This window comes from Methylobacterium sp. AC433, from assembly GCF_979253015.1.
On the sequence record NZ_CEEDBN010000007.1, the window covers coordinates 118,383 to 142,239 of the forward strand.

Below are 23,857 nucleotides of genomic sequence, written 5' to 3' on the forward strand. Positions count from 1 at the left end.
GATGTTCACCGGTCTCGTCACGGATGTCGGGGAAGTCGTGTCGGTCGCGGGCGACGACCGCCTGCGCCGCATCCGCATCCGCTCCCACTACGATCCCGCCACCATCGCGCTGGGCGCCTCGATCGCCTGCTCCGGTCCCTGCCTGACGGCGGTGGTGGTCGAGCCGGCGGAGGGCGGCTGCATCTTCGCCGTGGACGCGGCGGCCGAGACGCTGGCCCGCACCCATGTGGGGTCGTGGCGCGAAGGGCGGCGCCTGAACTTGGAGCGCTCCCTGAAGATCGGCGACGAACTCGGCGGCCACCTCGTCACCGGCCACGTCGACGGCCTCGCCGAGCTCGTGGCCCGTGATCCCGTCACGGGCGGCGACGACGATCCGCAATGGGCGCCCTCCGACCGCTTCACCCTGCGGGCGCCGCCTCAGCTGGCGCGCTTCATCGCCGAGAAGGGCTCCGTCTGCCTCGACGGGACCTCGCTCACCGTCAACACGGTGGAGGGCGACCTCTTCTCGGTGCTGCTCATCCCGCACACCCTAGCGGTGACCACCTGGGGCGAGCGCCGGGCCGGGGACCGGCTGAACCTCGAGGTCGACCTCATCGCCCGCTATGCCGCGCGCCTGTCCGAGAGCCGCGCCGCGGTCGAGCGCTGAGCGGCGGCCTGCCCGCGAATGCAGGTTCGATAGGCGGGCACCGCGCTTGTCGCCACGCCGCCTTCGGTCTATCGCTCGCGCCTGCGGGCGCAGGGCACGTCCGGCCGGTCGAGTCTTGCGCGCCGACGGAACCCCGCGGGTCCCGGCAAGCGCGTCCGGTCCCGGCCGCTGCGCCGTCCGCCGACCGCGTCCCGTGAAGGCCCCTCGATGGTATCGCTCGCCTACGCTTCCCGCACCGCTCCCGAGAACGTCAGGGGCGCGCGCGTCCTGGTGGTCGAGGCCCGCTACTACGAGGATCTCGCCGACGAGCTCCTGGCCGGCGCGGAGGGCGCCCTGGCGGCGGCCGAGGCGGTGGCCACGGTGGTGACCGTGCCGGGTGCCCTGGAGATCCCCGCCGCGATCGCGATCCTGGTCGAGGCCGCCACCCGCGCCGGCCAGCCCTACGATGCCGTCGTGGCGCTCGGCTGCGTCATCCGCGGCGAGACCGGGCATTACGACATCGTGGCGGGCGAGAGCGCGCGGGCGCTGATGGACCTGTCCGTCACCCTGCGCCTGCCGCTGGGCAACGGCATCCTGACGGTGGAGACCGAGGCCCAGGCCCAGGCGCGCGCGCGGGTCGCCGAATTGAACAAGGGCGGCGGTGCCGCCGAGGCCGCGCTCGCGGTGCTGTCGCTGAAGCGCGACGCGTCGGCGGCGTCGGTCGGAGAGGATTGAGCATCATGGCCAACGAACCCGGGATGAAGACCGCAGAGCGCAGCGGCGCACGCCTCTCCGTGGTGCAGGCGCTCTACGACATGGAGATCTCGGGCAAGGGCGTGATCGAGGCGCTCGCCGAGTTCGAGACCTTCTGGATCGGCCGTGAGGTCGACGGCATCGAACATCCGGCCGCCGAGATCGCCTTCTTCCGCGATCTCCTGCGCGGGGTCGTCGACGAGCAGCGCGCGATCGATCCGGTCCTCGACGGGGCGTTGGCGGCCGGATGGCCCCTCAAGCGCATCGAGGCGGTGCTGCGCGCCATCCTGCGGGCCGGCGCCTACGAGCTGATGTCCCGTCGCGACGTGCCGGCGCGGGTCGTGATCTCCGAATACGTCGACGTCGCCCACAGCTTCTACGGCGGCGACGAGCCCGGCATGGTCAACGGCGTCCTCGACAAGGTCGCCCGCGACGTGCGCGGCAACGAGTTCGCCGGCCTGCCGGCCTCCGGCCGGGCCTGAGCCCCGTGGCCCGGCCCGACGAGGACGGGCTGATCGCGCGCTACTTCGCGCCCCTCGCCGGACCGGGGGCGGATGGCCTGCGCGACGACGCCGCGACCCTGACGCCGAGCCCCGGCTGCGACCTCGTCCTGACCGCCGACGCCATCGTGGCCGGCGTGCATTACTTTCCCGACGATCCACCGGGCTCGATCGCCCGAAAGGCCCTCGGCGTGAACGTCTCGGACCTCGCCGCCAAGGGCGCGCGCCCGCGCGGCATCCTGCTCACCCTGGCCCTGCCCGACGACTGGACCGAGGCGTGGCTCGCCGGGTTCGCGGCCGGCCTCGGCGACGGTCTCGCGGATTTCGGCCTCGACCTCCTGGGCGGCGACACGGTGCGGGCCGCCGGACCGGCGCTGATCGGCGTGACCGCCATCGGCGAGGTGCCTGCGGGGGGCCTGGTCCGGCGCGGAGCCGCACGGGCCGGCGACCGGATCTGCGTCAGCGGCACGATCGGGGACGCTGCGCTGGGGCTGCGCCTGCGCGGCCCCCGGCCACCGGACTGGGGCCAGGCGCTCGCCGCGACGGACCGCGACGCGCTCGTCGACCGCTACTGGCATCCCCGCCCGCGCATCGCCCTGGCCCCGGTCCTGCGCCGGCACGCCCGGGCCGCCATGGACGTCTCGGACGGCCTCGCCGGCGATCTCACCAAGATGCTGAAGGGGGAGGGGCGCTCCGCCGAGATCGACCTGGCCCGCGTCCCGCTTTCCCCTGCCGCCGCCCGGGCTCTGTCGCTGGAGCCCGCCCTCATGACCCCGATCGTCACCGGCGGCGACGATTACGAGATCCTCTGCGCCGTGGCGCCCGAGAACCTGGACGCCTGCCTGGCCGAGGCCGCCGCGGCCGGCACGCCCCTGACCTGCATCGGCAGCGTCACGACCGGCTCGACGCCACCGGTCTTCCGTGAGGCGGACGGGTCCGCGCGCGCCCTTGGTCCCGGGTCCTTCAGCCACTTCTGAGACGGGCCGAGGCCTCTCGCATGTGCGTGCGAGGGGACCTTCACCGCAGTTTCCGGCCTGTCCCAGCCGCCAGCGGCAGCCCCATACCCTTGCGAAAACTTGCGCCAAGCTCGGCCGATGCTGCGTCGCACAACTATTCGTCGCGCAAAAAGCTAAGCAGCATTTGCAAGCGGGGGTGAAGTTTGGCACTCAGAGCAGGCATTCCTTGGGAGGAGATGCACAACCACGAAAAGTTCGGCGCGCGGCGCGAGACGCCTGCGCGAACGATCCGCGTCGCACTGACGGAAAGCACGGCCACAAAGTCCAACAACGCCACGACAGACCCGCACGGGCATCGCCAATCAAGGACGGTCGAATGACAGCTTTGTTGCTTATCATCCTGGGCGGGCTGTGCGCCGTCGCCTATGGCATCATCACGATCAACGACGTCATGAAGCGCGACGCCGGCACCCAGCGCATGCAGGAGATCGCGGGGGCGATCGCCGAGGGCGCGCAGGCCTATCTCCGGCGCCAATACGCCACCATCGCCATCGTCGGGGTCGTGCTGTTCGTGGCGCTCGCCTATTTCCTCGGGCTGAAGGTCGGCATCGGCTTCCTGATCGGCGCCGTGCTGTCGGGAGCGGCCGGCTTCATCGGGATGAACGTCTCGGTGCGCGCCAACGTGCGCACCGCCCAGGCGGCCTCGACGTCGCTCGGCGGCGGGCTCGACGTGGCCTTCAAGTCGGGCGCCGTCACCGGCATGTTCGTGGCGGGCCTCGCGCTCCTCGGGGTGGCGCTCTACTACGGCTATCTCACCCGCGTCGCCGGCCTGTCGCCGGCCAGCCGCGACGTCATCGACGCCCTGGTGGCGCTGGGCTTCGGCGCCTCGCTGATCTCGATCTTCGCCCGTCTCGGCGGCGGCATCTTCACCAAGGGCGCCGATGTCGGCGGCGACCTCGTCGGCAAGGTCGAGGCCGGAATTCCGGAGGATGACCCGCGCAACCCCGCCACCATCGCGGACAACGTCGGCGACAACGTCGGCGATTGCGCCGGCATGGCGGCCGACCTGTTCGAGACCTACGCGGTGACCGTGGTCGCCACCATGGTGCTCGCCGCGATCTTCTTCTCCGGCCAGACCGAGGTCGGCGGCCGCAACGTCCTCGAGGCGATGCTGCTCTATCCGCTGGCCATCGGCTCGGCCTGCATCCTCACCTCGATCGCCGGCACCTACGCGGTGCGACTCGGGGCCAACCAGTCGATCATGGGCGCGCTCTACAAGGGGCTGGTCACCGCCGGCGCCCTCTCGATCGTGGCCATCGCGGGCGTGAACTACGCCCTGTTCGGCGGCTTCGGCACGGCCTTCACCACCAATGCCGGCGTGACCTTCACCTCCGGCGGCCTCCTCGGCTGCGCGGTCATCGGCCTCGTCATCACCGCGCTGATCGTGGTCATCACCGAGTACTACACCGGCACCAACTTCCGGCCGGTGAAATCCATCGCCGACGCTTCCGTGACCGGCCACGGCACCAACGTGATCCAGGGCCTGGCGATCTCGCTCGAATCCACCGCGCTGCCCGCACTGGTCATCGTCGCGGGCATCATCAGCACCTACTCGCTGGCCGGGCTGTTCGGCATCGCCATCGCGGTCACCGCGATGCTGGCGCTCGCCGGCTTCATCGTGGCCCTCGACGCCTTCGGACCGGTCACCGACAACGCCGGCGGCATCGCCGAGATGGCCGGACTGCCGCCGGACGTGCGCAAGTCGACCGACGCCCTCGACGCCGTCGGCAACACCACCAAGGCGGTCACCAAGGGCTACGCCATCGGTTCGGCCGGCCTCGGTGCCCTGGTGCTGTTCGCCGCCTACACCTCCGACCTGAACTACTTCATCGCCCATGCGAGCCCGACCCAGTACCGCTTCTTCCAGGGCGTGACCGTCGATTTCTCGCTCTCCAACCCCTACGTCGTGGTCGGCCTGCTCCTCGGCGGCCTGATCCCGTTCCTGTTCGGCGGCATGGCGATGACCGCGGTCGGTCGGGCGGCCGGCGCGGTCGTCGAGGAAGTCCGCCGCCAGTTCCGCGAGAAGCCCGGCATCATGCAGGGGACCGACCGGCCGGATTACGGCCGCGCCGTCGACATGCTGACCCGGGCGGCGATCAAGGAAATGATCATCCCGTCCCTGCTGCCGGTGCTGTCGCCGATCGTGCTGTTCTTCGTGATCCAGGCGATCGCCGGCAAGAGCCAGGCCTTCGCCACGGTGGGGGCGATGCTGCTGGGCGTCATCATCACCGGGCTCTACGTCGCGATCTCGATGACCTCGGGCGGCGGCGCCTGGGACAATGCCAAGAAGTACATCGAGGACGGGCATCACGGCGGGAAGGGCTCCGAGGCTCACAAGGCCGCGGTGACCGGCGACACCGTCGGCGACCCCTACAAGGACACAGCCGGCCCGGCCGTGAACCCCGCGATCAAGATCACCAACATCATCGCCCTGCTGCTGCTGGCGGTGCTGGCCCATAGCTGAGCGACAGCCGATCCCAGGGTCCGCTCTCGAACAGCAGAGTTCCGTAGCGGATCAACCGAGAGCGAAGCAGGATGGCCCGGTGAGCGGGCCATCCTGTCCAAGCTGGGCCGATCGAACGGCATCCGCATAGGCGGCGTGGGTCCGATCCGTTCCGCATCCGGGACGCCGCGGCGCTGATCGAGAAGGATGCCGAACGCACGGCCTCCTACGCCGAGAGTCGCTCGTTCTAAATGCGGGCTTCGGACGAACAACCGGCAAAAAACGGACGCTCCACGATCGGCTGGACCCGGCCGCCGACAAGCGGACCGGTTCGGAGAATATCCGCCGCAAGAGCGCTGGTCGCTCGCCGCTGTCCCAAGGGCCGGGTGCAAGGCATTCCGGGGCTGACAGGCTTGGCCTCCGCCGGGCACGGCGGGAGGGCCGCCGCACGGATCGCACCCAGAGCCGAGCTTCCGCTCGCAGCCCCTGAACCGCTGATCTCAGGATGCGCGGAAGGGAGAGAGTCTCGTCGACGGCAGGCCGGCGTGTCCCGGACCTGTCGTCGCGTTCGATCCCCTGGCGCCTCAACGCGTGTCGCTGGGCCGAGCCTCGCTCCCCCGCGGCACCAAGCGAAGGCGGGTGCCCCAGGGATCCTGAAGCTCGAGGGCACCGTCGCCCTCGTCCGGCGTCAGACCGGCCTCCCGGCAGCGATCCCGGACCGCCGCCAGCGTCGGCGCATCGGCCAGCAACTCGACCTCGGCGAGGCCGGCCGTCTCGGTGGGCCGCCGGGGGGCGCCCCGGCTGTGCCAGACGTTGGTCGCAAGCTGGTGATGGTACCCGCCCGCGCCAAGGAAGGTCGCCCCCGGAAGGCGGATCATCACGTCGAACCCGAGCAGCCCCGCATAGAAGCGATCCGCCGGTTCGATCTCGCCCACCTGCAGGTGAACGTGCCCGACCCGGCCGCCCGGCGGCATACCGGTCCAGCGTCCCGCTGCGGCCTGCATGAGCGCGGCAGGGTCGAGGCGGTCCCTCTTCATGACGATCGAGCCGTCGTCCCACGTCCACACCGAACTCGGGCGGTCGGCATAGACCTCGATGCCGTTGCCCTCCGGATCGTCGAGGTAGACGGCCTCGCTGACGAAATGGTCGGACGCCCCCGACAGGCGGATGCCAAGCTCCGCCGCATGCGCGAGCCACGCGCCGAGATGCGCACGGCTCGGCAGCAGGAAGGCCGTGTGGTGGAGCCCCGCCTCCCGCGGGCTCCCGGGATGGGCGGCCGCGTTGTGCCGGAGTTCGAGCAGCACCGTAGGCCCCACGCCGAGGCGCACGACGCCTGCTTCCTGCGAGACGGTCACGAGGCCGATGACGTCGCGGTAGAAGCTGGCGAGGCCGTCGAGGTCCCGGACGACGAGGGTGACGCTCCCAATGCGGTAGGGCGCCGTGTCGAGCAGCGAGGCGGAAGCCGGATCGGCTTCCTCGCCGGAAGCCCGCGTCGGCGTGACGATGCTCTGGGCCATGCCGGGACCTCCTCAGGCGCGGAGTTTCGCTGCGGTCTCGGCGATGCGCTTGCCCTGGTGGCGGGCGCCGGCCAGCTCGACCGGGCTGGGCTGGCGGCTGCCGTCGCCCGCGATCGTGGTCGCGCCGTAGGGCGAACCGCCGCGGACCTCGTCGACACCCATCTGGCCCTGGAAGCCGTAATCCAGGCCCACGATGGTCAGGCCGTGATGCAGCAGGTTGGTGATGATCGAGAACAGGGTCGTCTCCTGCCCGCCATGCTGGCTGGCCGTCGAGGTGAAGGCGCCCCCGACCTTTCCGATGAGCTTGCCCTGGAACCAGAGGCCGCCCGTAGTGTCCCAGAAGCTCGCCATCTGGCTCGGCATCCGGCCGTACCGGGTCGGCGCGCCGACGACGATGGCGTCGTAGGCGGCGAGGGCGTCAGGCCCCTCGATCAGGGGATGCGCGGAATCCGTCTTGAAGTGCGCAGCTTCGACGACTTCCTTCGGTGCCGTCTCGGGAACGCGGCGGATGTCGACCTCGGCTCCGCCCTCGCGCGCGCCTTCCGCGACGGCATCCGCCATCTGCGCGATATGGCCGTAGGACGAGTAGTAGAGCACCAGCACCTTGGTCATCGCATGTCTCCTGTGGGGTCCGTCGTTCGGCCGACCCGGGTGTAGACGGCCGCCGCCGGCACGAGGGCCGGCGGGCGCCGTAGCAACCGACCCAGCACGTAGCCTCGCTCGCAGCTGGGTTTGAGCCCGATATCCGGCACTTCATGGTTGCGAGAACGGAAACCTCCGGGGGGCACCCTGGACGATCTGCGCGGATTCTGCGCGGTCGTCGATCTGGGCACCGTTGCGGCGGCGACAAGGGTCGTCCGCGGCGATCGGCGCGGGCGCGGTCGGTGGCCTGTGACGGACAACACCGGATCTCATCGTTCGCGATCCAGCCCTCCGGCTGGAGAGCGAGACGATGCGGTCGGTCGCCCGGGCAGCCCGGCGCGTCAGCGGATCATCGCTGCTTGGCGGTTCCGTCAGGCCGCGTCGGGCATCTGGCCGAGGAGCTTGTCGAGGGTGATCGGATAGCTCCGCACCCGCACGCCCGTGGCGTTGTAGACCGCGTTGGCCACGGCCGCGCCGACGCCGCAGATGCCGAGCTCGCCCACGCCCTTGGCCTTCATGGGCGAAGATTGCGGATCGACCTCGTCAAGGAAGATCACCTCTTGATGCGGGATGTCGGCGTGGACCGGCACCTCGTAGCCGGCCAGATCGTGGTTGACGAAGAAGCCCCGCTTGGTGTCGACGGCGAGTTCCTCCATCAGCGCCCCGCCGACCCCCATCGTCATGCCGCCGATGACCTGGCTGCGCGCCGATTTCGGGTTGAGGATGCGTCCCGCCGCGCAGACGGCCAGCATTCGCCGCACCCGGATCTCGGCGGTGTCGACGTCGACGCCGACCTCGACGAAATGGCCCGCGAAGGTCGATTGCTGCTGCTTCTTGGCGAGGTCGCCGTACTCGATCGAGTCCTCGGCCACGAGTTCGCCGTCGCTGGCCGCCTTCGCCAGCGCCTCGGTTCGGTTGCCGGAGCGGACCTGCCCTTCCGCGAACACGACGTCGGCCGAGTTGAAGCCGAGGCGCTGCGCCACCGCCTCGCGGAGCTGGACGCACGCGGCGTAGACGCCGGCGGTGGAGTTGTTCGCGCCGAACTGGCCCCCCGAACCGGCCGAGACCGGGTAGGACGAATCGCCGAGGCGCACCACGACCTTGTCGAGACCGACGCCCATCATCTCGGCGGCCGTCTGCGCGATGATGGTGTAGGAACCGGTGCCGATGTCGGTCATGTCGGTCTCGACCGTGACGATGCCGTCGCGCCCGAGGCGGACGCGGGCGCCCGACTTCATCAGCAGATTGTTGCGGAAGCCCGCCGCCATGCCGATGCCGACGAGCCAGCGCCCGTCGCGAACCTGGCCGGGCTTCGCGTTGCGGGCCGACCAGTTGAATCTCTCGGCACCGAGCTCGAGGCAGCCGACGAGGTTGCGATGGGAGAACGGCCGCTCGGGATGCCCCGGATCGACCTGGGTGTCGTTGCGGACGCGGAAGGCGACCGGGTCCATGCCGAGCTTCTCGGCCATCTCGTCCATGGCGATCTCGAGCGCCATCAGGCCCGGCGCCTCGCCCGGCGCCCGCATCGAATTGCCCTCGGGCAGGTCGAGATGGGCGAGCTTCATCGCCGTCAGGCGATTGGCCCCGGCGTAGAGGAGCTTGGTCTGATCCACCGCCGTCTCAGGCTTGCCCTTCGGCAGGTTGCCGGAGGTGCTCTCGTGCGCGATGGCGGTGATCGTCCCGTCCGGCGTCGCGCCGATGCGGATGCGCTGGATCGTGGCCGGCCGGTGCGTGGTGTTGTTGGCCACCAGCGGCCGGGTCAGCGCGACCTTGACCGGGCGACCGGCGGCCTTGGCGGCCAGCGCCGCCACGACGGCATCGGAGCGCACGAAGAGCTTGCCGCCGAATCCGCCGCCGATATAGGGCGAGTCGACGCGGATCGACTCCTCCGGGATGCTGAGGATCTTGGCGATGCTGCCCTTGGTCCAGGCGATCATCTGGTTGGACGTCCACAGGGTGAGCGTGTCGCCCTCCCAGGCGGCGATGGTCGCGTGCGGCTCCATCATCGCGTGGCTCTCGTCGGGGGTCGTGTAGGTCTCGTCGAACGTGACGGCGGCCGACGCGAAGGCGCCCTCGAAATCCCCATGCCGATCCTCGCCGCCGCCGCCGCTTCCCTCGCCGCTGTCGCCGGGCACGGGCTTGGCGGACGACGCCACGGCGGCGAGGTCGAACTGACCGGCCTCGCGGGCATAATCGACCTTGACGAGGAAGGCCGCGGCCCGGGCCTGCTCGAAGGTCTCCGCCACCACGATTGCGACGGCCTGGTGGTAATGCTGGACCACGTTCCCGCCGAAGAGGTTCGCGGCGTTCATCCGGCCGAGGCCGAGGGCGGGCATGTCGAGGGTGGTGACGATGGCGACGACGCCGGGCGCAGCCTTCGCGGCTTTCGTGTCGATGGCGCGGATGCGGCCCTTGGCGATGCCGGCGCCGAGGACGTAGCCGTAGGCCTGGTTCGCCACGACGTCGTGGCGCTCGTAGGCGTAGGGCGCGGTGCCCGTGGTCTTGAACTTGCCGTCGATGCGGTCCGTGGCCTTTCCGACGAGCTTCAGCTGGTCGATCGGGTTCTGGCCGGCGGGGGTGTCGAACTTCATGGCTCAGGCCCTCGCTTCGGTCAGCGCCGCGCCGAGCGTGCGCTCGGCCAACGTGAGCTTGTAGGCATTGTCGTGGGTCGGCTTGGCACCGGCGAAGGCCTGCGTGGTCACCGCCTTGGCGCCCCTCGCCATCTCGCCCTCGGCCGCCTCGACCCGCCAGGGCTTGTGCGCCACGCCGCCGAAGGCCGCCCGGCCGCTGCCGTCGGGCTGTACCACCGCCGCCACCGAGACCAGGGCATAGGCGTAGGAGGCCCGGTCGCGGACCTTGCGGTAGATGTGCGCGCCGCCCAGCGGCTCGGGCAACGTCACCGCCGTGATCAGCTCGCCCGGCGCGAGCGTGGTGTCGACCTCCGGCCGGTCGCCCGGCAGGCGGTGGAACTCGGCGATCGGGATCTTGCGCGTCCCGCCCTTGGCATCGACGGTCTCGACGGTGGCGTCGAGCACCCGCATGGCCACCGCCATGTCGCCAGGATGCGTGGCGATGCAGGCCTCGCTGGCGCCGATGACGGCGAGTTGGCGCGAGACGCCGTCGAGGGCCGAGCAACCGGAGCCCGGCTGGCGCTTGTTGCAGGCCTGGGCAGTGTCGTAGAAGTACGGGCAGCGGGTACGCTGCAGGAGGTTTCCGGCGGTGGTCGCCTTGTTGCGCAGCTGGCCCGAAGCACCCGCGAGCAGGGCGCGGGAGAGCACGGCGTAGTCCTTGCGGACGCGGGCATCGGCCGCGAGGTCGGTGTTCCGGACCAGCGCACCGACGCGCAGCCCGCCTTCCGGCGTGGCTTCGATCCGGTCGAGCCCGAGGCCGTTGACGTCCACGAGATGCGTCGGCGTCTCGATCTGCAGCTTCATCAGGTCGAGGAGGTTGGTGCCGCCGGCGATGAACTTGGCGTTCGGATCACGGGACACGGCAGCGGCGGCTTCCGCGGGCGAGGTCGGGCGCTCGTAGGTAAAGGACTTCATGCGGGCCTCCCGGCGACCTCGGTCATCGCCTCGACGATGTTGGAATAGGCGCCGCAGCGGCAGATGTTGCCGCTCATGCGCTCGCGGATCTCGGCATCCGTGACCTGCATCGGGGCGTTGAGGTCGGCGGTGACGTGGCTCGGAATACCGGCCTTGATCTCGGCGAGCACCGCGACGCCGGAGCAGATCTGGCCCGGGGTGCAGTAGCCGCACTGGTAGCCGTCGTGCTTGATGAAGGCGGCCTGCATCGGATGCAGGTTCTCGGGCTGGCCCAGGCCCTCGATGGTGGTGATCTCCGAATCCTGGTGCATGACCGCGAGGGTCAGGCAGGAATTGATGCGCCGGCCGTCGACGATCATCGTGCAGGCGCCGCACTGGCCGTGGTCGCAGCCCTTCTTGGAGCCGGTCAGGTGCAGGTGCTCGCGCGCGGCGTCGAGCAGGCTGGTCCGGGTGTCGAGCTCGAGCTCGCGGTGCTGCCCGTTCACCGTGAGCGACACCTTGGCGAGCACAGGCTGGTCGGGGCCGGCGGCGTCGGGGCGACCTTCGGCCCGCGCCGGGACCGCCGCGAGGGCCGCACAGGCCGTCGCGCCGGCCATGACGTCACGTCGACTCAATTCGTTCTCTCCGAAAACTGGCATGGCGTTCTCTGAACCTGTTGCGGGAGGAGGCTGCCAGCGGACGGGCGCCCGGAGACGTCGCAGGCCAGGAGAACGCATGACGAGGCGAACTTGGTCCGAGGCGTGACACGGCACCACGCAGGTTCCGTCCAGGCGTGCACCTGCCTTCTGCGAGGCGCGCTGACGGGAGAACGCGGAACGGCGGATACCGGTCCCTGGAATTTCTCCAGTCTGACTGCGCTCGCGTCTTCGTGTGCGCACGAACACTTCGCGGCGTCGCACACGGTCGCCGAATCGCGCGCTCGATCTTAACGAAATCGGCTCTGCATCGTCGGAACGAGAGCGAGGATCGCGCCTCGCGAGCGACGGACGCATCGGCCGGCTGAACACCCTGGAAACCCTCGGCATCATCCGCACGCCGATGCCGCCGATCGCGACCCGACGCGGCCTCGCCCTGACGGATGGGGCGCCCTAGCTCCTTGCGCAGGATCTCGAAGCAAGTCGTCCTGGCAGCAAGTCGTCCTGGCAGCAAGCCGTCCTGGCAGAAGGTGCATGATGCGAAACGGAATTCGGTTTTTCGTCCGGATGGCGCTGCCCGTCGGCGCGCTGATGGTCGGCGCAGGCGCGGCGAGCGCCGATTGCATACGGCACGTCTACAACCGGTCGCCCCTGACCTTGGTGGGTTCGCAGCAGGGCGGTCCGTCCTTCCTGGTGCGCCCCGGCGCGTCGCGCGCGATCCGGCTCTCGGGTCCCGGCAGCCTCGACCTGTCGGGCTACTGCTCGGCCTACGGTGTCCCGGGCGGGCCGGCCGCGGTCCAGACGTCCCTGCGCTACACCGCCGTCCTCGACCGCTGCTACGTCGAGATCGGGCACGACTTCTTCGACCGAGAGCTCGGCCGCGGCTTCCTGCCCCGCGAGAGCCGAGAGCCGTTCTCCGTCAACAACCCGAAGCAGGGTGACGTGGTGCTGTACACCGACCGCGCGATCTGCGGGCCGCGCTAGGCGGCGCGCTCTTCAGACCGGGCGCGGCACCTCCGGCTGCAGCTTGAGGGGCCGCGCCAGCTTCTTGGACAGGCGCCCCGCCGCCTCGACCGCGGCGCCCTCGGCGCTCGAAGCGGCCACGATGGCCAGGGCGTCGTCCTGGGAGGGCGCCTGCACGGCATAGACCCGCAGATCCTCGCGCCGCTGCTTCACCGCGACCAGGAAGACGTGGCCCTTGGCCCGCTTGCGCTTGTCCTCAGGGGTGGGAATCGGGATCTGGCTCCGATGGCTCACGGACGGACCGGCATCCGCTGGGGGTCGGCGACCCGCGCCGTCCGCGCCGCCATGCTTCGAAACCTCACGACTGAGCCTCCCTCGATTTCGTGGGTCGTGACGGCCCCCGGGAACCCGGGCGAAGCCAGGGCGCCGCTGCGCGGGGCACAGGATCCGGTTCCGGCCAGGGCCAACGATCTGCACAGCATCGAAGCCTTTCGCAAGCGTTGTGTTCCATCCGGCATGACGCCGCCGTCGTCCCGCCAGCATCCGCGTGCCATCATGCATGCCTAGCTGGCGTCCGGAAGATCTTCGACCTTGATGACACCGGGATGATCCCGAAGTTTCTGTGCGATATCTTCCACCGAACGGCGCGAGAGCCGCGCGAAGGTGATCAGCGTCTCGTCGAGTTCCGGATCGTCTCCGCGCCGGGTCACGAATTGTCGCACGCGGGAAGACCGCACCCCGGACACCGCCTGCAGGAGGTCGATGGAGATGCAGCCGGGCTCGGCGACCACCCGCAGGGGACGGATTCGCATCCGGTCGTGGTAGCGCTCCTGCAGCGGCTTCACGCCCGCGAGGATCACGAGCAGGATCACCGTGGTGGCGATGCCCGCCACGTAGAGGCCGCCGCCGACCGCGAGGCCCACCGCGGCGACCGCCCAGAGGCTGGCGGCGGTGGTGAGCCCCTTCACCACCTCGCCGCGCAGCAGGATCGTCCCCGCTCCGAGAAACCCGATGCCCGAGACGACCTGGGCGGCCATGCGCGAGGGGTCGAGGCCGACGTTCTGCGTCCCGAGCACGTCGGCGAAGCCGAAGGCCGAGACGATCATGATCAGGCAGGCGCCGACGCCGACCAGCATGTGCGTCCGCAGGCCCGCGGCCCAGAGCAGGCGCTCACGCTCGATGCCGATCAGCCCGCTCCAGGATCGCGGCCAGGAGCAGGCGCCAGACGATCTCGACATTGCTCAGCATGCCTCCGTCTCCTCCGGTCGAGGGGTCGCGAGCGGGCGCGGCCTCACCCGAGACGTGCGGTGAGCGCGTAGCAGGCCGCCGCGATCAGGGCGGCGGCCGGCAGGGTCAGCACCCAAGCGATCACGATGTTGCCGGCGATCCCCCAGCGCACCGCCGAGGTCCGGCGCGCCGCGCCGACGCCGATGATGGCGCCCGTGATGGTGTGGGTGGTCGAGACCGGGATGCCGAGCCAGGTCGCGGTGAACAGCGTGATCGCCCCGCCGGTCTCCGCGCAGAAGCCCTGCATCGGGTTCAGCCGGGTGATCTTCGAGCCCATCGTGTGAACGATGCGCCATCCGCCGAAGAGCGTGCCGAGCGCCATGGCCGACTGGCAGGAGATCACCACCCAGAGCGGGACGTGGAACGAGGTCCCGAGATGGCCCTGCGAGTAGAGCAGCACCGCTATGATGCCCATGGTCTTCTGGGCGTCGTTTCCGCCGTGCCCCAGGGAGTAGAGCGAGGCCGAGACGAACTGCAGGGCTCGGAAGCGCCGGTCGACCGCGAAGGGCGTCGCGCGGACGCAGAGCCAGGACACGATCAGCACCAGGAGCAGGGCGAGGAGGAAGCCGAGGAGCGGCGAGAGCACGATGGCCGCCGCCGTCTTGGTCAGCCCGCTCCAGACCACCGCGCTGAAGCCCGCCTTGGCGACGCCCGCCCCGACCAGGCCGCCGACGAGGGCGTGCGAGCTGCTCGACGGGATGCCGTAGACCCAGGTGACGATGTTCCACGCGATGGCACCCAGCAGCGCGCTGAAGATCACCCGCGGATCGATGATCCCGGCATCGACGATGCCGGTTCCGAGGGTCTGGGCCACGTGCAGGCCGAAGAACAGGAACGCGATGAAGTTGAAGAACGCGGCCCACAGCACCGCGTATTGCGGCCTCAGCACCCGCGTCGACACGATGGTGGCGATGGAGTTGGCCGCATCGTGCAGGCCGTTGAGGAAATCGAAGAACAGCGCGACGGCGATCAGGCCGGCGAGGGCGGGCAGGGCGAGCGCGGTGGCCTCGTTCATCGGGTCGCCTACACGTTCTCGATCACGATGCCGCTGATCTCGTTGGCGACGTCCTCGAACCGGTCGACCACGTCCTCGAGATGGCCGTAGATCTCGGCACCGATGAGGTAGGCCATGGTGTCGCCGTCGCCGCCGTCCTTGCGGTGGGCCTGGTAGAGGGCCTTCAGGCCCCGCTCCTGCATCTCGTCGGAGAGGCCCTCGACCCGGGTGATCTGCTCGGTCAGCGTGTTGATCCGCCCCGCATGGGTGCCGACGGCGGTCAGGAGCGGGATCGCCTCGGCGGTCAGCCGGGCCGCCTCGATCACGGTGCCGCCCATCTCCCGCATCAGCGGTTCGAAGCTGCGGACCTCGTACAGGGCGATGGTCTTCACCGTCTTGTTCATCTGGTCGATGGCGTCGTCCATCGACTGGATCAGGTCCTTGATGTCGCCGCGGTCGAAGGGCGTGATGAAGCTGCGGCGCACGGCGAGCAGCACCTCGGCGGTGATCGCATCCGCCTCGTGCTCGCGCTCCACCACCTGCTGGCAGTGGCGCGGAACGGCGTCGCCGCCCTGGAGCACGCCCTGCAGCGCCTCGGCGCCGGCCACGAGGGTGCGCGAATGCCGCTCGAAGAGGTCGAAGAACCGGTCCTCGCGCGGCATCAATGCCTTGAACCAACCCAGCATTCCGGACTCCGGCCTCGACCCGTTTCGTTAGCCAACTAGGGTTCTGGTATGTGCTGGACCAGGGCCGTCGCGTTCACGGCCACGCCAATCGGAGCGGAATCAGCGGCCGACGACGCTGCGGATGGTGAAACTCGACTGGATGCGGGCCACGCCGGGCAGCTTGGAGAGCACCGAGCGATGGAGCCGTTCGTACTCCGCCATGTCGGCGACGCGGATCTTCAGCAGGTAGTCGGAATCCCCGGTCATCAGGTAGCAATCCTGGACGTCCGGGCAGCGCCGCACGGCCGCCTCGAAGCGGTTGAGGCAATCCTCCGTCTGCCGTTCCAGGGAGATCCGGGTCATCACCACGAGGCCGGCGGAGCCGGGGCCGTCGAGGAGCACGGTGTAGCCGCGGATCGTGCCGTTGCGCTCCAGCATCCGCAGCCGGCGCAGGCAGGCGGAGGCCGAAAGTCCGACGCGCTCGGCCAGGGCGGCGTTCGGGATCCGCGCATCCTCGCGCAGGACCCGGACGATGGCGGCATCGATCTCGTCCAGAGGCACGACCGGTCCCGAACCCGTTTCACAAGGATCGTGCGTCGATTCGCAGGATCGTGCGCAGAATGGCGCAAGTGCCGCAGGATCTGCAACGCATTCGCGGCACCGCTCGCAGGATTCGGTGTCTCTGCCCCGGGGGGATCGAGGCCGACGCGTCCTGGCCCCACCCATGCTTGGGGCCTTCGGCTCTGCGGGAGACGTGCGATGCGGGTTCTGGTGCTCGGAAGCGGCGTGGTCGGTGTCACCACGGCCTATTACCTCGCCAAGGCCGGTCACGCGGTCACGGTGGTGGACCGGCAGCCCGCCGCCGGGATGGAGACCAGCTTCGCCAATGCCGGCCAGGTCTCGCCGGGCTACTCGGCCCCCTGGGCGGCCCCCGGCATCCCGATCAAGGCCATGAAGTGGCTGATGATGCGCCACCGGCCCCTGGTGCTGTGGCCGACGTTCGAGCCGCGCTTCTACGGCTGGCTCGCGCGCATGCTCGCGAACTGCACCGAGGACGCCTACATCCGCAACAAGGGCCGCATGGTCCGGCTCGCCGAGTACAGCCGCGACGTCCTGCGCGACCTGCGCGACGAGACCGGGATCGCCTACGATCACCGCACCGGCGGCACGCTCCAGCTCTTCCGCACGCAGAAGCAGCTCGATCATGTCGGCGACGACACCCGCGTCCTCGACACCTACGGCGTCGCCTATGCGGTGCTGGACCCCGCCGGGTGCATCGCGGCCGAGCCGGCGCTCGCCGCGGTGCGGGACACGATCGTCGGCGGCCTTCGCCTGACCGGCGACGAGACCGGGGACGCGCACCTGTTCACGCAGCGCCTGGCGGTCCTGTGCGAGCGGCTGGGCGTGCGCTTTCGCTTCGGCACCCGCATCGACGGCATCGAGACCGCGGGCGATGCGGTGACGGGCGTGGTCTGCGGCGGCGAGACCCTCCGGGCCGATGCCTACGTCGCCGCCATGGGCTCGTTCACCGCCGCCCTGCTGCATCCCCTCGGCCTGCGGCTGCCGATCTACCCGGTCAAGGGCTACTCGCTGACCCTACCGGTCACCGACCCCGACAAGGCGCCGGTCTCGACCGTCATGGACGAGACCTTCAAGGTCGCGCTGACGCGCCTGGGCGACCGGATCCGGGTGGGGGGCACGGCCGAGCTCGCCGGTTTCAGCGATGCCCTGCGCGCACCGCGCCGGGCGACCCTGGAGCGCTGCGTCCGCGACCTGTTCCCGGAGGGCGGCGACCTCTCGGCGGCCAAGTTCTGGACCGGGCTGCGCCCGATGACGCCGGACGGCACGCCCATCGTCGGCGCCACCCGCTACGCCAACCTCTACACGAATACCGGGCACGGCACCCTGGGCTGGACGATGGCCTGCGGCTCCGGGCGGATGCTGGCCGACCTGATGTCCGGCCGCGCGCCCGACATCGACCATTCCGACCTGGCGCTCGCCCGCTACGCCGCCTGAAGGCCTCAGGCGGTGAAGCCCTCCAGAATGAGCATCACCAGCGGAATGGCGAGCCCGGCGAGCACGGTCTGCAGGGCGAGGATGCCGGCCATCAGCGGGGCATCGCCGCCGAGCTGGCGGGCCATGATGTAGGACGAGGAGGCCGTCGGCAGGGTCTGGAACAGCAGGGCCGTGGCGGCGGCCGGGCCGTGCAGGCCGGCGGCGAGGCAGGCCAGGATCGTCACCGCCGGCATCAGGACGAACTTCGCGGCCGAGGCGACGAGGACCGGCCGAAGCCAGGTCCGCACCGTGCCGGGATCGAGGGCGGCGCCGACGCACAGTAGCCCGAGGGGGAGGGAGGCCTGGCCGAGTGCCTTCAGGGTCGGCTCGAGGCCCGGCGGCAGGCCGAGGCCCGTGGCCTGCAGGGAGATCCCGACGGCGCAGGCGACCACCAGCGGGTTGAGCAGGAGCTGCCGAAGGATCGCCCGCGGTGACAGCCGGCCGCCCGAACCGAAGCGGGCGAAGACGAGGACGCACAGGATGTTGACGGTGGGCACGATCGCTGCGTTGGCGACGGCCGCGAGGGCGATCCCCTGCGTGCCGAAGAGCCCGGCCGCCGCCGAGACCCCGACATAGTTGTTGAAGCGCACCCCGCCCTGGAACACCGAGGTGAAGGCCGCTCCATCGAGGCCGAGCCGTGGCCGGATCGCCAGCAGGACCAGCGCCACCACGAGGGTCGACGCCACGAGGACCCCGGCGAGCGCCAGGACCGGGACGCCGTCGAGCCTGGCGGTGGCGAGGCCGTGAACGAAGAGCGCCGGCAGCAGCACGTAGTAGCCGAGGCGCTCCGCCTGCGCCCAGAACGACTCGGCCAGGAGCCCGTTGCGGCGCAGATACACGCCGAGGCCGATCAGCAAGGCGATCGGCACGAGGGCGAGGACGACCGTCGCGGTCACGCGGCGCGGCCGGAGAGGGCGAGACCGGCGGCGAGGCCGGCTGCGGCGAGACCGGCTTCGGAAAGCATGCGCATGGGACGGGGCTCGGGGGGGAAAGCGATGCGTCCTCTTACAGGGAGCGGATCGCGGAAGGGTACCCGGGTCGGCGCATCATCGCCGCGCGGAGCCCGATCCGTGCACAGGCCTCGACGGGGACGTGACCGTCTCCAGCATCGCCATGGCCCCCGATTTGCATCATTTTGCTGCGTGACACCGGTGCGAATCGCCGGATCCGTGGAAGTCCTGATGGCGCCCGAACAGCCCTCGCCGGCCGGCCTCGACGAGACCTATCGCCGGATCACCGGGCGGCTGCTCCCCTTCCTGATGGTCCTCTGGATCCTGTCCTGGATCGACCGGGTGAATATCGGCTTCGCCAAGCTGCAGATGCTCGCCGACCTGAAGTTCAGCGAAACCGTCTACGGCATCGGCGCCGGGATCTTCTTCGTCGGCTACTTCCTCTGCGAAGTCCCGAGCAACCTGCTCCTCGAACGCATCGGCGCCCGCAAGACCATCGCGCGCATCACCCTGCTGTGGGGCCTGTGCTGCGTGGCGATGATGTTCGTCACCAGCGCCGGCCTGTTCTACGTCCTGCGCTTCCTGCTGGGGGTGTTCGAGGCCGGGTTCTATCCGGGCGTGATCCTATTCCTGACCTACTGGTACCCCACCGAGCGACGCGCGAAGGTGTTCGGCCTCTTCATGTCGGCCTCCGCCATCGCCGGGGTGATCGGCGGCCCGCTCGCCGGCACGATCATGACGGACCTCGACGGCGTGAACGGCTGGTCCGGCTGGCAGTGGGTGTTCCTCCTGGAGGGCATCCCGTCGATCCTCGCCGGGATCGTCACGCTGGTCTACCTCACCGACCGGCCGGAGAAGGCCGGCTGGCTGACGCCCGAGCAGCGCGCCCTGGTGAGCGCGGACCTCGCCCGCGACGCGGCGGCGCTCGGGCCGCGCGAGCACCGCATCCTGGCCTCCCTGCGCGATGTACGGGTCTGGCAATGCATCGCGATCTTCTTCTGCATCGTCACCGCGAACTCGGCCCTGACCTTCTTCGGGCCGAGCGTGGTCCGCGAGGCGGGCTACACCGATCCGCTCACCATCGGCTGGATCATGTCCGGCGCCTATCTCTGCGGCGCGGCCGGGATGATCCTCAACGGCCGCCATTCCGACCGCTCGGGCGAGGCGCGGCTCCATTGCGGCGTGCCGGCCCTGATCGGCGCCGTGGCGATCGCGCTCCTCGGCTTGCTCGTCCCGATCAGCCCGGTGCTGTCCATCGTCGCCCTGACGGTGGCGATCGTCGGCACCATGAGCGCCATTCCGGTGTTCTGGCAGATCCCAGGGCGGTTCCTGGCCGGGTCGGCCGCGGCGGCCGGGATCGCGCTGATCAACTCGGTGGCGAACCTCGCCGGGTTCGGCGCGCCGGCTCTGATGGGAGCCCTGCGCGAGCAGACCGGCTCGGCGGCGACCGGCCTCTGGATCGTCGCCGGCTTCGAGGTCGCGACGCTCCTCCTCATCCTCGCCTTCATCCCGCCGGAACCCGCGGCCCTGGCCCGCCGGGCCGCCGCGCGCGCCGCGCACGAACCCGCCTGACCCGGAGGAACGGACGCCATGGATCCATCGGCCCTCACGCGCCGCAGCCTCGTCGGGGCGGGCCTCGGCGCCGTCGCCGCCACCGGCGCGCGGGCGCAGGCCGGCCCGGCCCCGCCGAGCCCCCTCGCGACGGCGCCGAAATCCCAGGCCGGCCTCGGCCCGCGCCTGACCCTGCACGCCATCGACAACTTCCACGGCACGCCCGGCGCCGGCATGGTCTGCGACCTCGCGATCCGCGAGGGCGACGCCTACCGGACGATCAAGACCGTGACGACCGCCGCCAACGGCCGTCCGGCCGAACCGCTCCTCCTCGACGAGGCCCTGAAGGTCGGCCAGTACGAGGTCCTCATGCATTTCGAGGCGTACTTCGCCGGGTTCGGCGTGGCGCTGCCCCAGCCGAACTTCCTCAGCCTCGTGCCGGTGCGCTTCGTGATCCGGGATGCCGGGCAGCGCTACCACCTGCCGGTGCTGTTCACCCCCTGGGGCTATTCCTACTATCGCGGCAGCTGACGCGCCGGCAGACCCGCCCGAGACCAGACCCTTCGCGGAGCCCGAGACATCATGGCCGGCATCACCACACATGTCCTCGACGCGGATCGCGGGCGCCCGGCGCCGGGGGTCCGCATCGACTTCTCGGTGCGGGAGGGCGGCGCCTGGCGCCTCGTGAAGAGCGTCGTCACCAACGCCGACGGGCGTACCGACGCGCCGATCCTGCCCGCGGCGGAGGCGAAGGTCGGGCAGTACCAGCTCGAATTCCACATCGACGCCTACCTGAAGGCCAAGCCCGGCGTGGCCGAGGCCGACATCTTCGTCGACAACCCGGTGGTGCGCTTCGCGGTCTTCGATGCCGCGCAGCACTACCACGTGCCGATGCTGTGCGCGCCCGGCACCTGCGCCACCTATCGGGGCAGCTGACGGCCATGGCCGATCCTGGGAAGCTCGACCTCGCCGCCGTCAACCGGCTCGATGCCGCCGGCTTCGTCATCCGGTTCGGCGGGGTGTTCGAGCATGCGGCCTGGGTGGCCGAGCGTGCCCATGCGCACGGCCCCTTCGCCAGCGTCGACGCCCTGCATGGGGCCATGATGCGGGCCGTTCGGGCGGCGCCGGCCGAGACCCGCATCGCCTTCCTGAACGGGCATCCGGAACTGGCCGGCCCCGAGGCGCGGGCCCGCGGCATGACGGCGGATTCGGCGAGCGAGCAGGGCAGCGCCGGGCTCGACCAGATGCCGGCCGCGGATGCGGAGGCCTTCGACCGCCTCAACGCCGCCTATCGCCGGCGCTTCGGCTTTCCCTTCATCGTCGCGGTCCGCGGACGGGCGCGGGCCGAGATCCTGCGGATCTTCGAGGCGCGCCTGCGCGGGACCCCCGCCGAGGAGGAGCGGGCCGCCCTCGACGAGATCGCCCTGATCACCCGGATGCGCCTCGACCGCCTGGTCGCCGCATCCGGGTAGGAGCGCCTACTTCAGGCGGGCGGCCGCCCAGGCGATGTGGTCGGCCATGAAGGTCGAGATGAAGTAGTACGAGTGGTCGTAGCCCTCGCGCATGTTCAGGGTCAGGGGAATGCCCGCCGTCTTGCAGGCCTCCTCCAGCAGCCACGGACGCAAACCGTCGTCGAGGAAGCTGTCGGCGGTGCCCTGGTCGACCAGGAACTCGGAGAAGCGGTGGCCATCGGCGATCAGCGCGGTGGCGTCGTGGGCGCGCCAGGCGCCCGCATCGGGGCCGAGATACTTCTCGAAGGCCGGCTTCGACCAGCCGGCGGTGGAGGGCTGGGCGATCGGCGCGAAGGCCGAGCAGGACTTGAAGCGGTCGGGATAGGTGAGGGCGATGGTCAGCGCCCCGTGGCCGCCCATCGAATGGCCGAAGATGCCCTGGCGGGACATGTCGGCCGGAAACGCCTTCGCGATGAGGGCGGGCAGCTCCTCGGTCACGTAGCTCCACATCCGGTAGTTCGTGGCGTAGGGGGCCTGGGTGGCATCGAGGTAGAACCCGGCGCCGGAACCGAACTGCCAGTTATCCGCCTCGTCGGGGATGCCGGCACCGCGCGGGCTGGTGTCGGGGGCCACGATGATCACGCCGTGCTCGGCCGCGGCCTTCCGGTACTCGCCCTTGTCCATGACGTTGGCGTGGGTGCAGGTCAGGCCCGACAGGTACCACAGCACGGGCACCGGACCGGCCTCGGCCTGCGGCGGCACGAACACCGCGAAGGTCATCGGGCAGCCCGTGGTCTGGGCATCGTGCTTGTAGACGCCCTGCGTGCCGCCATGGGCGCGGGCCTTCGAGATGGTTTCCATGAAGCTGCTCTCCTGATGGGGGCGAGGCTGTCGCCGTCGCCGAACGCGTCTCGGATCCGCGCCGCTCCTCCCCCCTGCGGGGAGGAGTTGGAGGTGGGGGTGGTCGGGCGACCCTGAAGCTCCGGAGGCTGGCGGAGCCGCCCCCACCCCCGGCCCCTCCCCGCGAGGGGGAGGGGAAAGCGCGTCGTTCCTAGTAAACCACCACCGACCGGATCGACTTGCCCTCGTGCATGAGGTCGAAGCCGTGGTTGATCTGGTCGAGCGGCATGGTGTGGGTGATCAGGTCGTCGATGTTGATCTTCCCCTCCATGTACCAGTCGACGATCTTCGGCACGTCGGTGCGGCCGCGGGCGCCGCCGAAGGCCGAGCCCTTCCAGACGCGGCCGGTGACGAGCTGGAACGGACGGGTCGCGATCTCCTTGCCGGCCTCGGCCACGCCGATGACGATCGACTCGCCCCAGCCGCGGTGGCAGCACTCGAGGGCCTGGCGCATCACGTTGACGTTGCCGGTGCAGTCGAAGGAGAAGTCCGCGCCGCCGCCGGTCACGTCGAGGATCGCCTGGACGACGTGATCGTTGCCGACCTCCTTCGGGTTGATGAAGTGGGTCATGCCGAACTTGCGGGCCATCTCCTGCTTGTCCGGATTGATGTCGACGCCGATGATCTTGTCGGCGCCGACCATGCGGGCGGCCTGGAGCACGTTGAGGCCGATGCCGCCGAGGCCGAACACCACGACGTTGGCGCCGGGCCAGACCTTGGCGGTGTAGATCACCGCGCCGATGCCGGTGGTGACGCCGCAGCCGATGTAGCAGATCTTGTCGAAGGGGGCGTCTTCCCGGATCTTGGCCAGCGCGATGGCCGGCAGCACCGTGAAGTTCGAGAAGGTCGAGCAGCCCATGTAGTGGAACAGGGTGTTCGACCCGTTCGGGCTGCCGCCGGTGGAGACGCAGGAGAAGCGCGAGGTGCCGTCCGGCATCACACCCTGGCCCTGCGTCGCCCGGATGGCGGTGCAGAGGTTCGTGCGCTGCGACAGGCAGGACTTACAGTTGCGGCATTCCGGGGTGTAGAGCGGGATGACGTGGTCGCCCGGCTTCAGCGCGGTCACGCCGGCGCCGACCTCGCGGACGATGCCCGCACCCTCGTGGCCGAGGATCGCCGGGAACTTGCCCTCGGAATCGAGGCCCGAGAGGGTGTAGGCGTCGGTGTGGCAGATGCCGGTGGCCATCAGTTCGACGAGAACCTCGCCGGCCTTGGGTCCCTCGATGTCGATGGTCTCGATCGTGAGAGGCTTCTTGGCCTCCCACGCGACCGCGGCGCGCGTCTTCATAGCGTTGTCCTTAAAGCTGTGATGATCACGGACGGCGGCGATGGATGCCGGCGCTTCGCCTCGCTGCACCCGGAGGG

Annotated in this window: 23 protein-coding genes and 1 pseudogene; 11 read left to right on the plus strand and 13 right to left on the minus strand. The window is 70.3% G+C overall.

Going from position 1 to position 23,857, the window contains the following annotated elements:
• The first annotated feature begins 1 nt into the window (after window position 1).
• The 5 genes from AC0IWM_RS12595 to AC0IWM_RS12615 all read left to right on the plus strand — a co-directional run bounded on the left by AC0IWM_RS12595 (window position 2) and on the right by AC0IWM_RS12615 (window position 5,358).
• Window positions 2–646: a riboflavin synthase gene (locus AC0IWM_RS12595; protein WP_471755425.1), complete on the plus strand. Its 645-nt coding sequence runs from the start codon at window positions 2–4 to the stop codon at window positions 644–646.
• Window positions 647–853: 207 nt separating this feature from the next.
• Window positions 854–1,360 (plus strand): 6,7-dimethyl-8-ribityllumazine synthase, encoded by a 507-nt coding sequence (gene ribH / locus AC0IWM_RS12600; RefSeq protein WP_471755427.1) that lies wholly within the window; start codon window positions 854–856, stop codon window positions 1,358–1,360.
• 23 nt (window positions 1,361–1,383) lie between these two features.
• Window positions 1,384–1,860 carry a transcription antitermination factor NusB gene (gene nusB, locus AC0IWM_RS12605; protein ID WP_056474401.1) on the plus strand — a complete coding sequence of 159 codons (477 nt, stop codon included), beginning with the start codon at window positions 1,384–1,386 and terminating at the stop codon, window positions 1,858–1,860.
• Between the two features lie 5 nt (window positions 1,861–1,865).
• Window positions 1,866–2,855 (plus strand): thiamine-phosphate kinase, encoded by a 990-nt coding sequence (thiL, locus tag AC0IWM_RS12610; protein WP_471755429.1) that lies wholly within the window; start codon window positions 1,866–1,868, stop codon window positions 2,853–2,855.
• Between the two features lie 355 nt (window positions 2,856–3,210).
• On the plus strand, window positions 3,211–5,358 hold the full coding sequence (locus tag AC0IWM_RS12615; protein WP_471755431.1) for a sodium-translocating pyrophosphatase: 2,148 nt from the start codon (window positions 3,211–3,213) through the stop codon (window positions 5,356–5,358).
• A gap of 563 nt (window positions 5,359–5,921) precedes the next feature.
• Here the strand turns inward: AC0IWM_RS12615 and AC0IWM_RS12620 are convergent.
• The 5 genes from AC0IWM_RS12620 to paoA all read right to left on the minus strand — a co-directional run bounded on the left by AC0IWM_RS12620 (window position 5,922) and on the right by paoA (window position 11,637).
• Complete coding sequence (locus AC0IWM_RS12620; protein ID WP_471755433.1) at window positions 5,922–6,854, minus strand: VOC family protein; 933 nt, start codon at window positions 6,852–6,854, stop codon at window positions 5,922–5,924.
• Between the two features lie 12 nt (window positions 6,855–6,866).
• Window positions 6,867–7,466: an NAD(P)H:quinone oxidoreductase gene (gene wrbA, locus AC0IWM_RS12625; protein WP_471755435.1), complete on the minus strand. Its 600-nt coding sequence runs from the start codon at window positions 7,464–7,466 to the stop codon at window positions 6,867–6,869.
• A 401-nt stretch (window positions 7,467–7,867) separates the two neighbouring features.
• Window positions 7,868–10,087, minus strand: a complete 2,220-nt coding sequence (gene paoC, locus AC0IWM_RS12630; protein ID WP_471755437.1) for an aldehyde oxidoreductase molybdenum-binding subunit PaoC — start codon at window positions 10,085–10,087, stop codon at window positions 7,868–7,870.
• A 3-nt stretch (window positions 10,088–10,090) separates the two neighbouring features.
• Window positions 10,091–11,041 (minus strand): FAD binding domain-containing protein, encoded by a 951-nt coding sequence (locus AC0IWM_RS12635; protein ID WP_471755439.1) that lies wholly within the window; start codon window positions 11,039–11,041, stop codon window positions 10,091–10,093.
• Complete coding sequence (gene paoA / locus AC0IWM_RS12640) at window positions 11,038–11,637, minus strand: aldehyde dehydrogenase iron-sulfur subunit PaoA (RefSeq protein WP_471755622.1); 600 nt, start codon at window positions 11,635–11,637, stop codon at window positions 11,038–11,040. The genes AC0IWM_RS12635 and paoA overlap by 4 nt, the downstream gene beginning before the upstream one ends.
• Before the next feature lie 606 nt (window positions 11,638–12,243).
• Between paoA and AC0IWM_RS12645 the strand changes: the two genes are divergently transcribed.
• Entirely contained in the window at window positions 12,244–12,660 is a 417-nt protein-coding gene (locus AC0IWM_RS12645; RefSeq protein WP_471755441.1) for a hypothetical protein, read from the plus strand.
• A 12-nt stretch (window positions 12,661–12,672) separates the two neighbouring features.
• Here AC0IWM_RS12645 and AC0IWM_RS12650 read toward each other — a convergent pair whose 3' ends face one another.
• The 5 genes and pseudogenes from AC0IWM_RS12650 to AC0IWM_RS12670 all read right to left on the minus strand — a co-directional run bounded on the left by AC0IWM_RS12650 (window position 12,673) and on the right by AC0IWM_RS12670 (window position 16,146).
• Window positions 12,673–12,933: a hypothetical protein gene (locus AC0IWM_RS12650; RefSeq protein ID WP_471755443.1), complete on the minus strand. Its 261-nt coding sequence runs from the start codon at window positions 12,931–12,933 to the stop codon at window positions 12,673–12,675.
• A gap of 269 nt (window positions 12,934–13,202) precedes the next feature.
• A pseudogene (locus AC0IWM_RS12655) lies at window positions 13,203–13,887 on the minus strand (MgtC/SapB family protein).
• Window positions 13,888–13,930: 43 nt separating this feature from the next.
• Entirely contained in the window at window positions 13,931–14,941 is a 1,011-nt protein-coding gene (locus tag AC0IWM_RS12660) for an inorganic phosphate transporter (RefSeq protein ID WP_056473703.1), read from the minus strand.
• An 8-nt stretch (window positions 14,942–14,949) separates the two neighbouring features.
• Complete coding sequence (locus AC0IWM_RS12665; RefSeq protein WP_471755445.1) at window positions 14,950–15,606, minus strand: DUF47 domain-containing protein; 657 nt, start codon at window positions 15,604–15,606, stop codon at window positions 14,950–14,952.
• Window positions 15,607–15,705: 99 nt separating this feature from the next.
• Window positions 15,706–16,146, minus strand: coding sequence for an Lrp/AsnC family transcriptional regulator (locus tag AC0IWM_RS12670; protein WP_056473707.1), 441 nt, complete (start codon window positions 16,144–16,146; stop codon window positions 15,706–15,708).
• Window positions 16,147–16,344: 198 nt separating this feature from the next.
• Between AC0IWM_RS12670 and AC0IWM_RS12675 the strand changes: the two genes are divergently transcribed.
• Window positions 16,345–17,601, plus strand: coding sequence for a D-amino acid dehydrogenase (locus AC0IWM_RS12675; protein WP_471755447.1), 1,257 nt, complete (start codon window positions 16,345–16,347; stop codon window positions 17,599–17,601).
• 5 nt (window positions 17,602–17,606) lie between these two features.
• On the opposite strand, the gene AC0IWM_RS12680 is transcribed toward AC0IWM_RS12675, so the two are convergent.
• Entirely contained in the window at window positions 17,607–18,536 is a 930-nt protein-coding gene (locus AC0IWM_RS12680) for an AEC family transporter (protein ID WP_471755449.1), read from the minus strand.
• Between the two features lie 285 nt (window positions 18,537–18,821).
• Here AC0IWM_RS12680 and AC0IWM_RS12685 point away from each other — a divergent pair, with 285 nt between their 5' ends.
• The 4 genes from AC0IWM_RS12685 to uraD are packed head-to-tail and all read left to right on the plus strand — an operon-like array spanning window position 18,822 to window position 21,613.
• Window positions 18,822–20,162, plus strand: a complete 1,341-nt coding sequence (locus AC0IWM_RS12685; protein WP_471755451.1) for an MFS transporter — start codon at window positions 18,822–18,824, stop codon at window positions 20,160–20,162.
• Between the two features lie 18 nt (window positions 20,163–20,180).
• The gene (gene uraH / locus AC0IWM_RS12690; protein ID WP_471755453.1) at window positions 20,181–20,672 is read left to right on the plus strand and encodes a hydroxyisourate hydrolase; all 492 of its coding nucleotides are present in this window, start codon (window positions 20,181–20,183) and stop codon (window positions 20,670–20,672) included.
• Between the two features lie 51 nt (window positions 20,673–20,723).
• On the plus strand, window positions 20,724–21,077 hold the full coding sequence (gene uraH, locus AC0IWM_RS12695) for a hydroxyisourate hydrolase (protein ID WP_471755455.1): 354 nt from the start codon (window positions 20,724–20,726) through the stop codon (window positions 21,075–21,077).
• A 5-nt stretch (window positions 21,078–21,082) separates the two neighbouring features.
• The gene (gene uraD / locus AC0IWM_RS12700) at window positions 21,083–21,613 is read left to right on the plus strand and encodes a 2-oxo-4-hydroxy-4-carboxy-5-ureidoimidazoline decarboxylase (RefSeq protein WP_471755457.1); all 531 of its coding nucleotides are present in this window, start codon (window positions 21,083–21,085) and stop codon (window positions 21,611–21,613) included.
• Between the two features lie 6 nt (window positions 21,614–21,619).
• Here the strand turns inward: uraD and fghA are convergent, their stop codons facing one another.
• Both fghA and AC0IWM_RS12710 read right to left on the minus strand, forming a co-directional pair.
• Window positions 21,620–22,453 (minus strand): S-formylglutathione hydrolase, encoded by an 834-nt coding sequence (fghA, locus tag AC0IWM_RS12705; RefSeq protein WP_471755459.1) that lies wholly within the window; start codon window positions 22,451–22,453, stop codon window positions 21,620–21,622.
• A 190-nt stretch (window positions 22,454–22,643) separates the two neighbouring features.
• Window positions 22,644–23,780 (minus strand): S-(hydroxymethyl)glutathione dehydrogenase/class III alcohol dehydrogenase, encoded by a 1,137-nt coding sequence (locus AC0IWM_RS12710; protein ID WP_056473718.1) that lies wholly within the window; start codon window positions 23,778–23,780, stop codon window positions 22,644–22,646.
• Between the last annotated feature and the right edge of the window lie 77 nt (window positions 23,781–23,857).

Excerpts from the sequence above, each read along its gene's own strand:
- AC0IWM_RS12595 (WP_471755425.1), top strand. The coding sequence starts at position 2 with ATGTTCACCGGTCTCGTCACGGATGTCGGGGAAGTCGTGTCGGTCGCG.
- ribH (WP_471755427.1), top strand. The coding sequence starts at position 854 with ATGGTATCGCTCGCCTACGCTTCCCGCACCGCTCCCGAGAACGTCAGG.
- nusB (WP_056474401.1), top strand. The coding sequence starts at position 1,384 with ATGAAGACCGCAGAGCGCAGCGGCGCACGCCTCTCCGTGGTGCAGGCG.
- AC0IWM_RS12615 (WP_471755431.1), top strand. The coding sequence starts at position 3,211 with ATGACAGCTTTGTTGCTTATCATCCTGGGCGGGCTGTGCGCCGTCGCC.
- AC0IWM_RS12620 (WP_471755433.1), bottom strand. The coding sequence starts at position 6,854 with ATGGCCCAGAGCATCGTCACGCCGACGCGGGCTTCCGGCGAGGAAGCC.
- wrbA (WP_471755435.1), bottom strand. The coding sequence starts at position 7,466 with ATGACCAAGGTGCTGGTGCTCTACTACTCGTCCTACGGCCATATCGCG.
- paoC (WP_471755437.1), bottom strand. The coding sequence starts at position 10,087 with ATGAAGTTCGACACCCCCGCCGGCCAGAACCCGATCGACCAGCTGAAG.
- AC0IWM_RS12635 (WP_471755439.1), bottom strand. The coding sequence starts at position 11,041 with ATGAAGTCCTTTACCTACGAGCGCCCGACCTCGCCCGCGGAAGCCGCC.
- paoA (WP_471755622.1), bottom strand. The coding sequence starts at position 11,637 with ATGGCCGGCGCGACGGCCTGTGCGGCCCTCGCGGCGGTCCCGGCGCGG.
- AC0IWM_RS12645 (WP_471755441.1), top strand. The coding sequence starts at position 12,244 with ATGGCGCTGCCCGTCGGCGCGCTGATGGTCGGCGCAGGCGCGGCGAGC.
- AC0IWM_RS12660 (WP_056473703.1), bottom strand. The coding sequence starts at position 14,941 with ATGAACGAGGCCACCGCGCTCGCCCTGCCCGCCCTCGCCGGCCTGATC.
- AC0IWM_RS12665 (WP_471755445.1), bottom strand. The coding sequence starts at position 15,606 with ATGCTGGGTTGGTTCAAGGCATTGATGCCGCGCGAGGACCGGTTCTTC.
- AC0IWM_RS12675 (WP_471755447.1), top strand. The coding sequence starts at position 16,345 with ATGCGGGTTCTGGTGCTCGGAAGCGGCGTGGTCGGTGTCACCACGGCC.
- AC0IWM_RS12685 (WP_471755451.1), top strand. The coding sequence starts at position 18,822 with ATGGCGCCCGAACAGCCCTCGCCGGCCGGCCTCGACGAGACCTATCGC.
- uraH (WP_471755453.1), top strand. The coding sequence starts at position 20,181 with ATGGATCCATCGGCCCTCACGCGCCGCAGCCTCGTCGGGGCGGGCCTC.
- uraH (WP_471755455.1), top strand. The coding sequence starts at position 20,724 with ATGGCCGGCATCACCACACATGTCCTCGACGCGGATCGCGGGCGCCCG.
- uraD (WP_471755457.1), top strand. The coding sequence starts at position 21,083 with ATGGCCGATCCTGGGAAGCTCGACCTCGCCGCCGTCAACCGGCTCGAT.
- fghA (WP_471755459.1), bottom strand. The coding sequence starts at position 22,453 with ATGGAAACCATCTCGAAGGCCCGCGCCCATGGCGGCACGCAGGGCGTC.
- AC0IWM_RS12710 (WP_056473718.1), bottom strand. The coding sequence starts at position 23,780 with ATGAAGACGCGCGCCGCGGTCGCGTGGGAGGCCAAGAAGCCTCTCACG.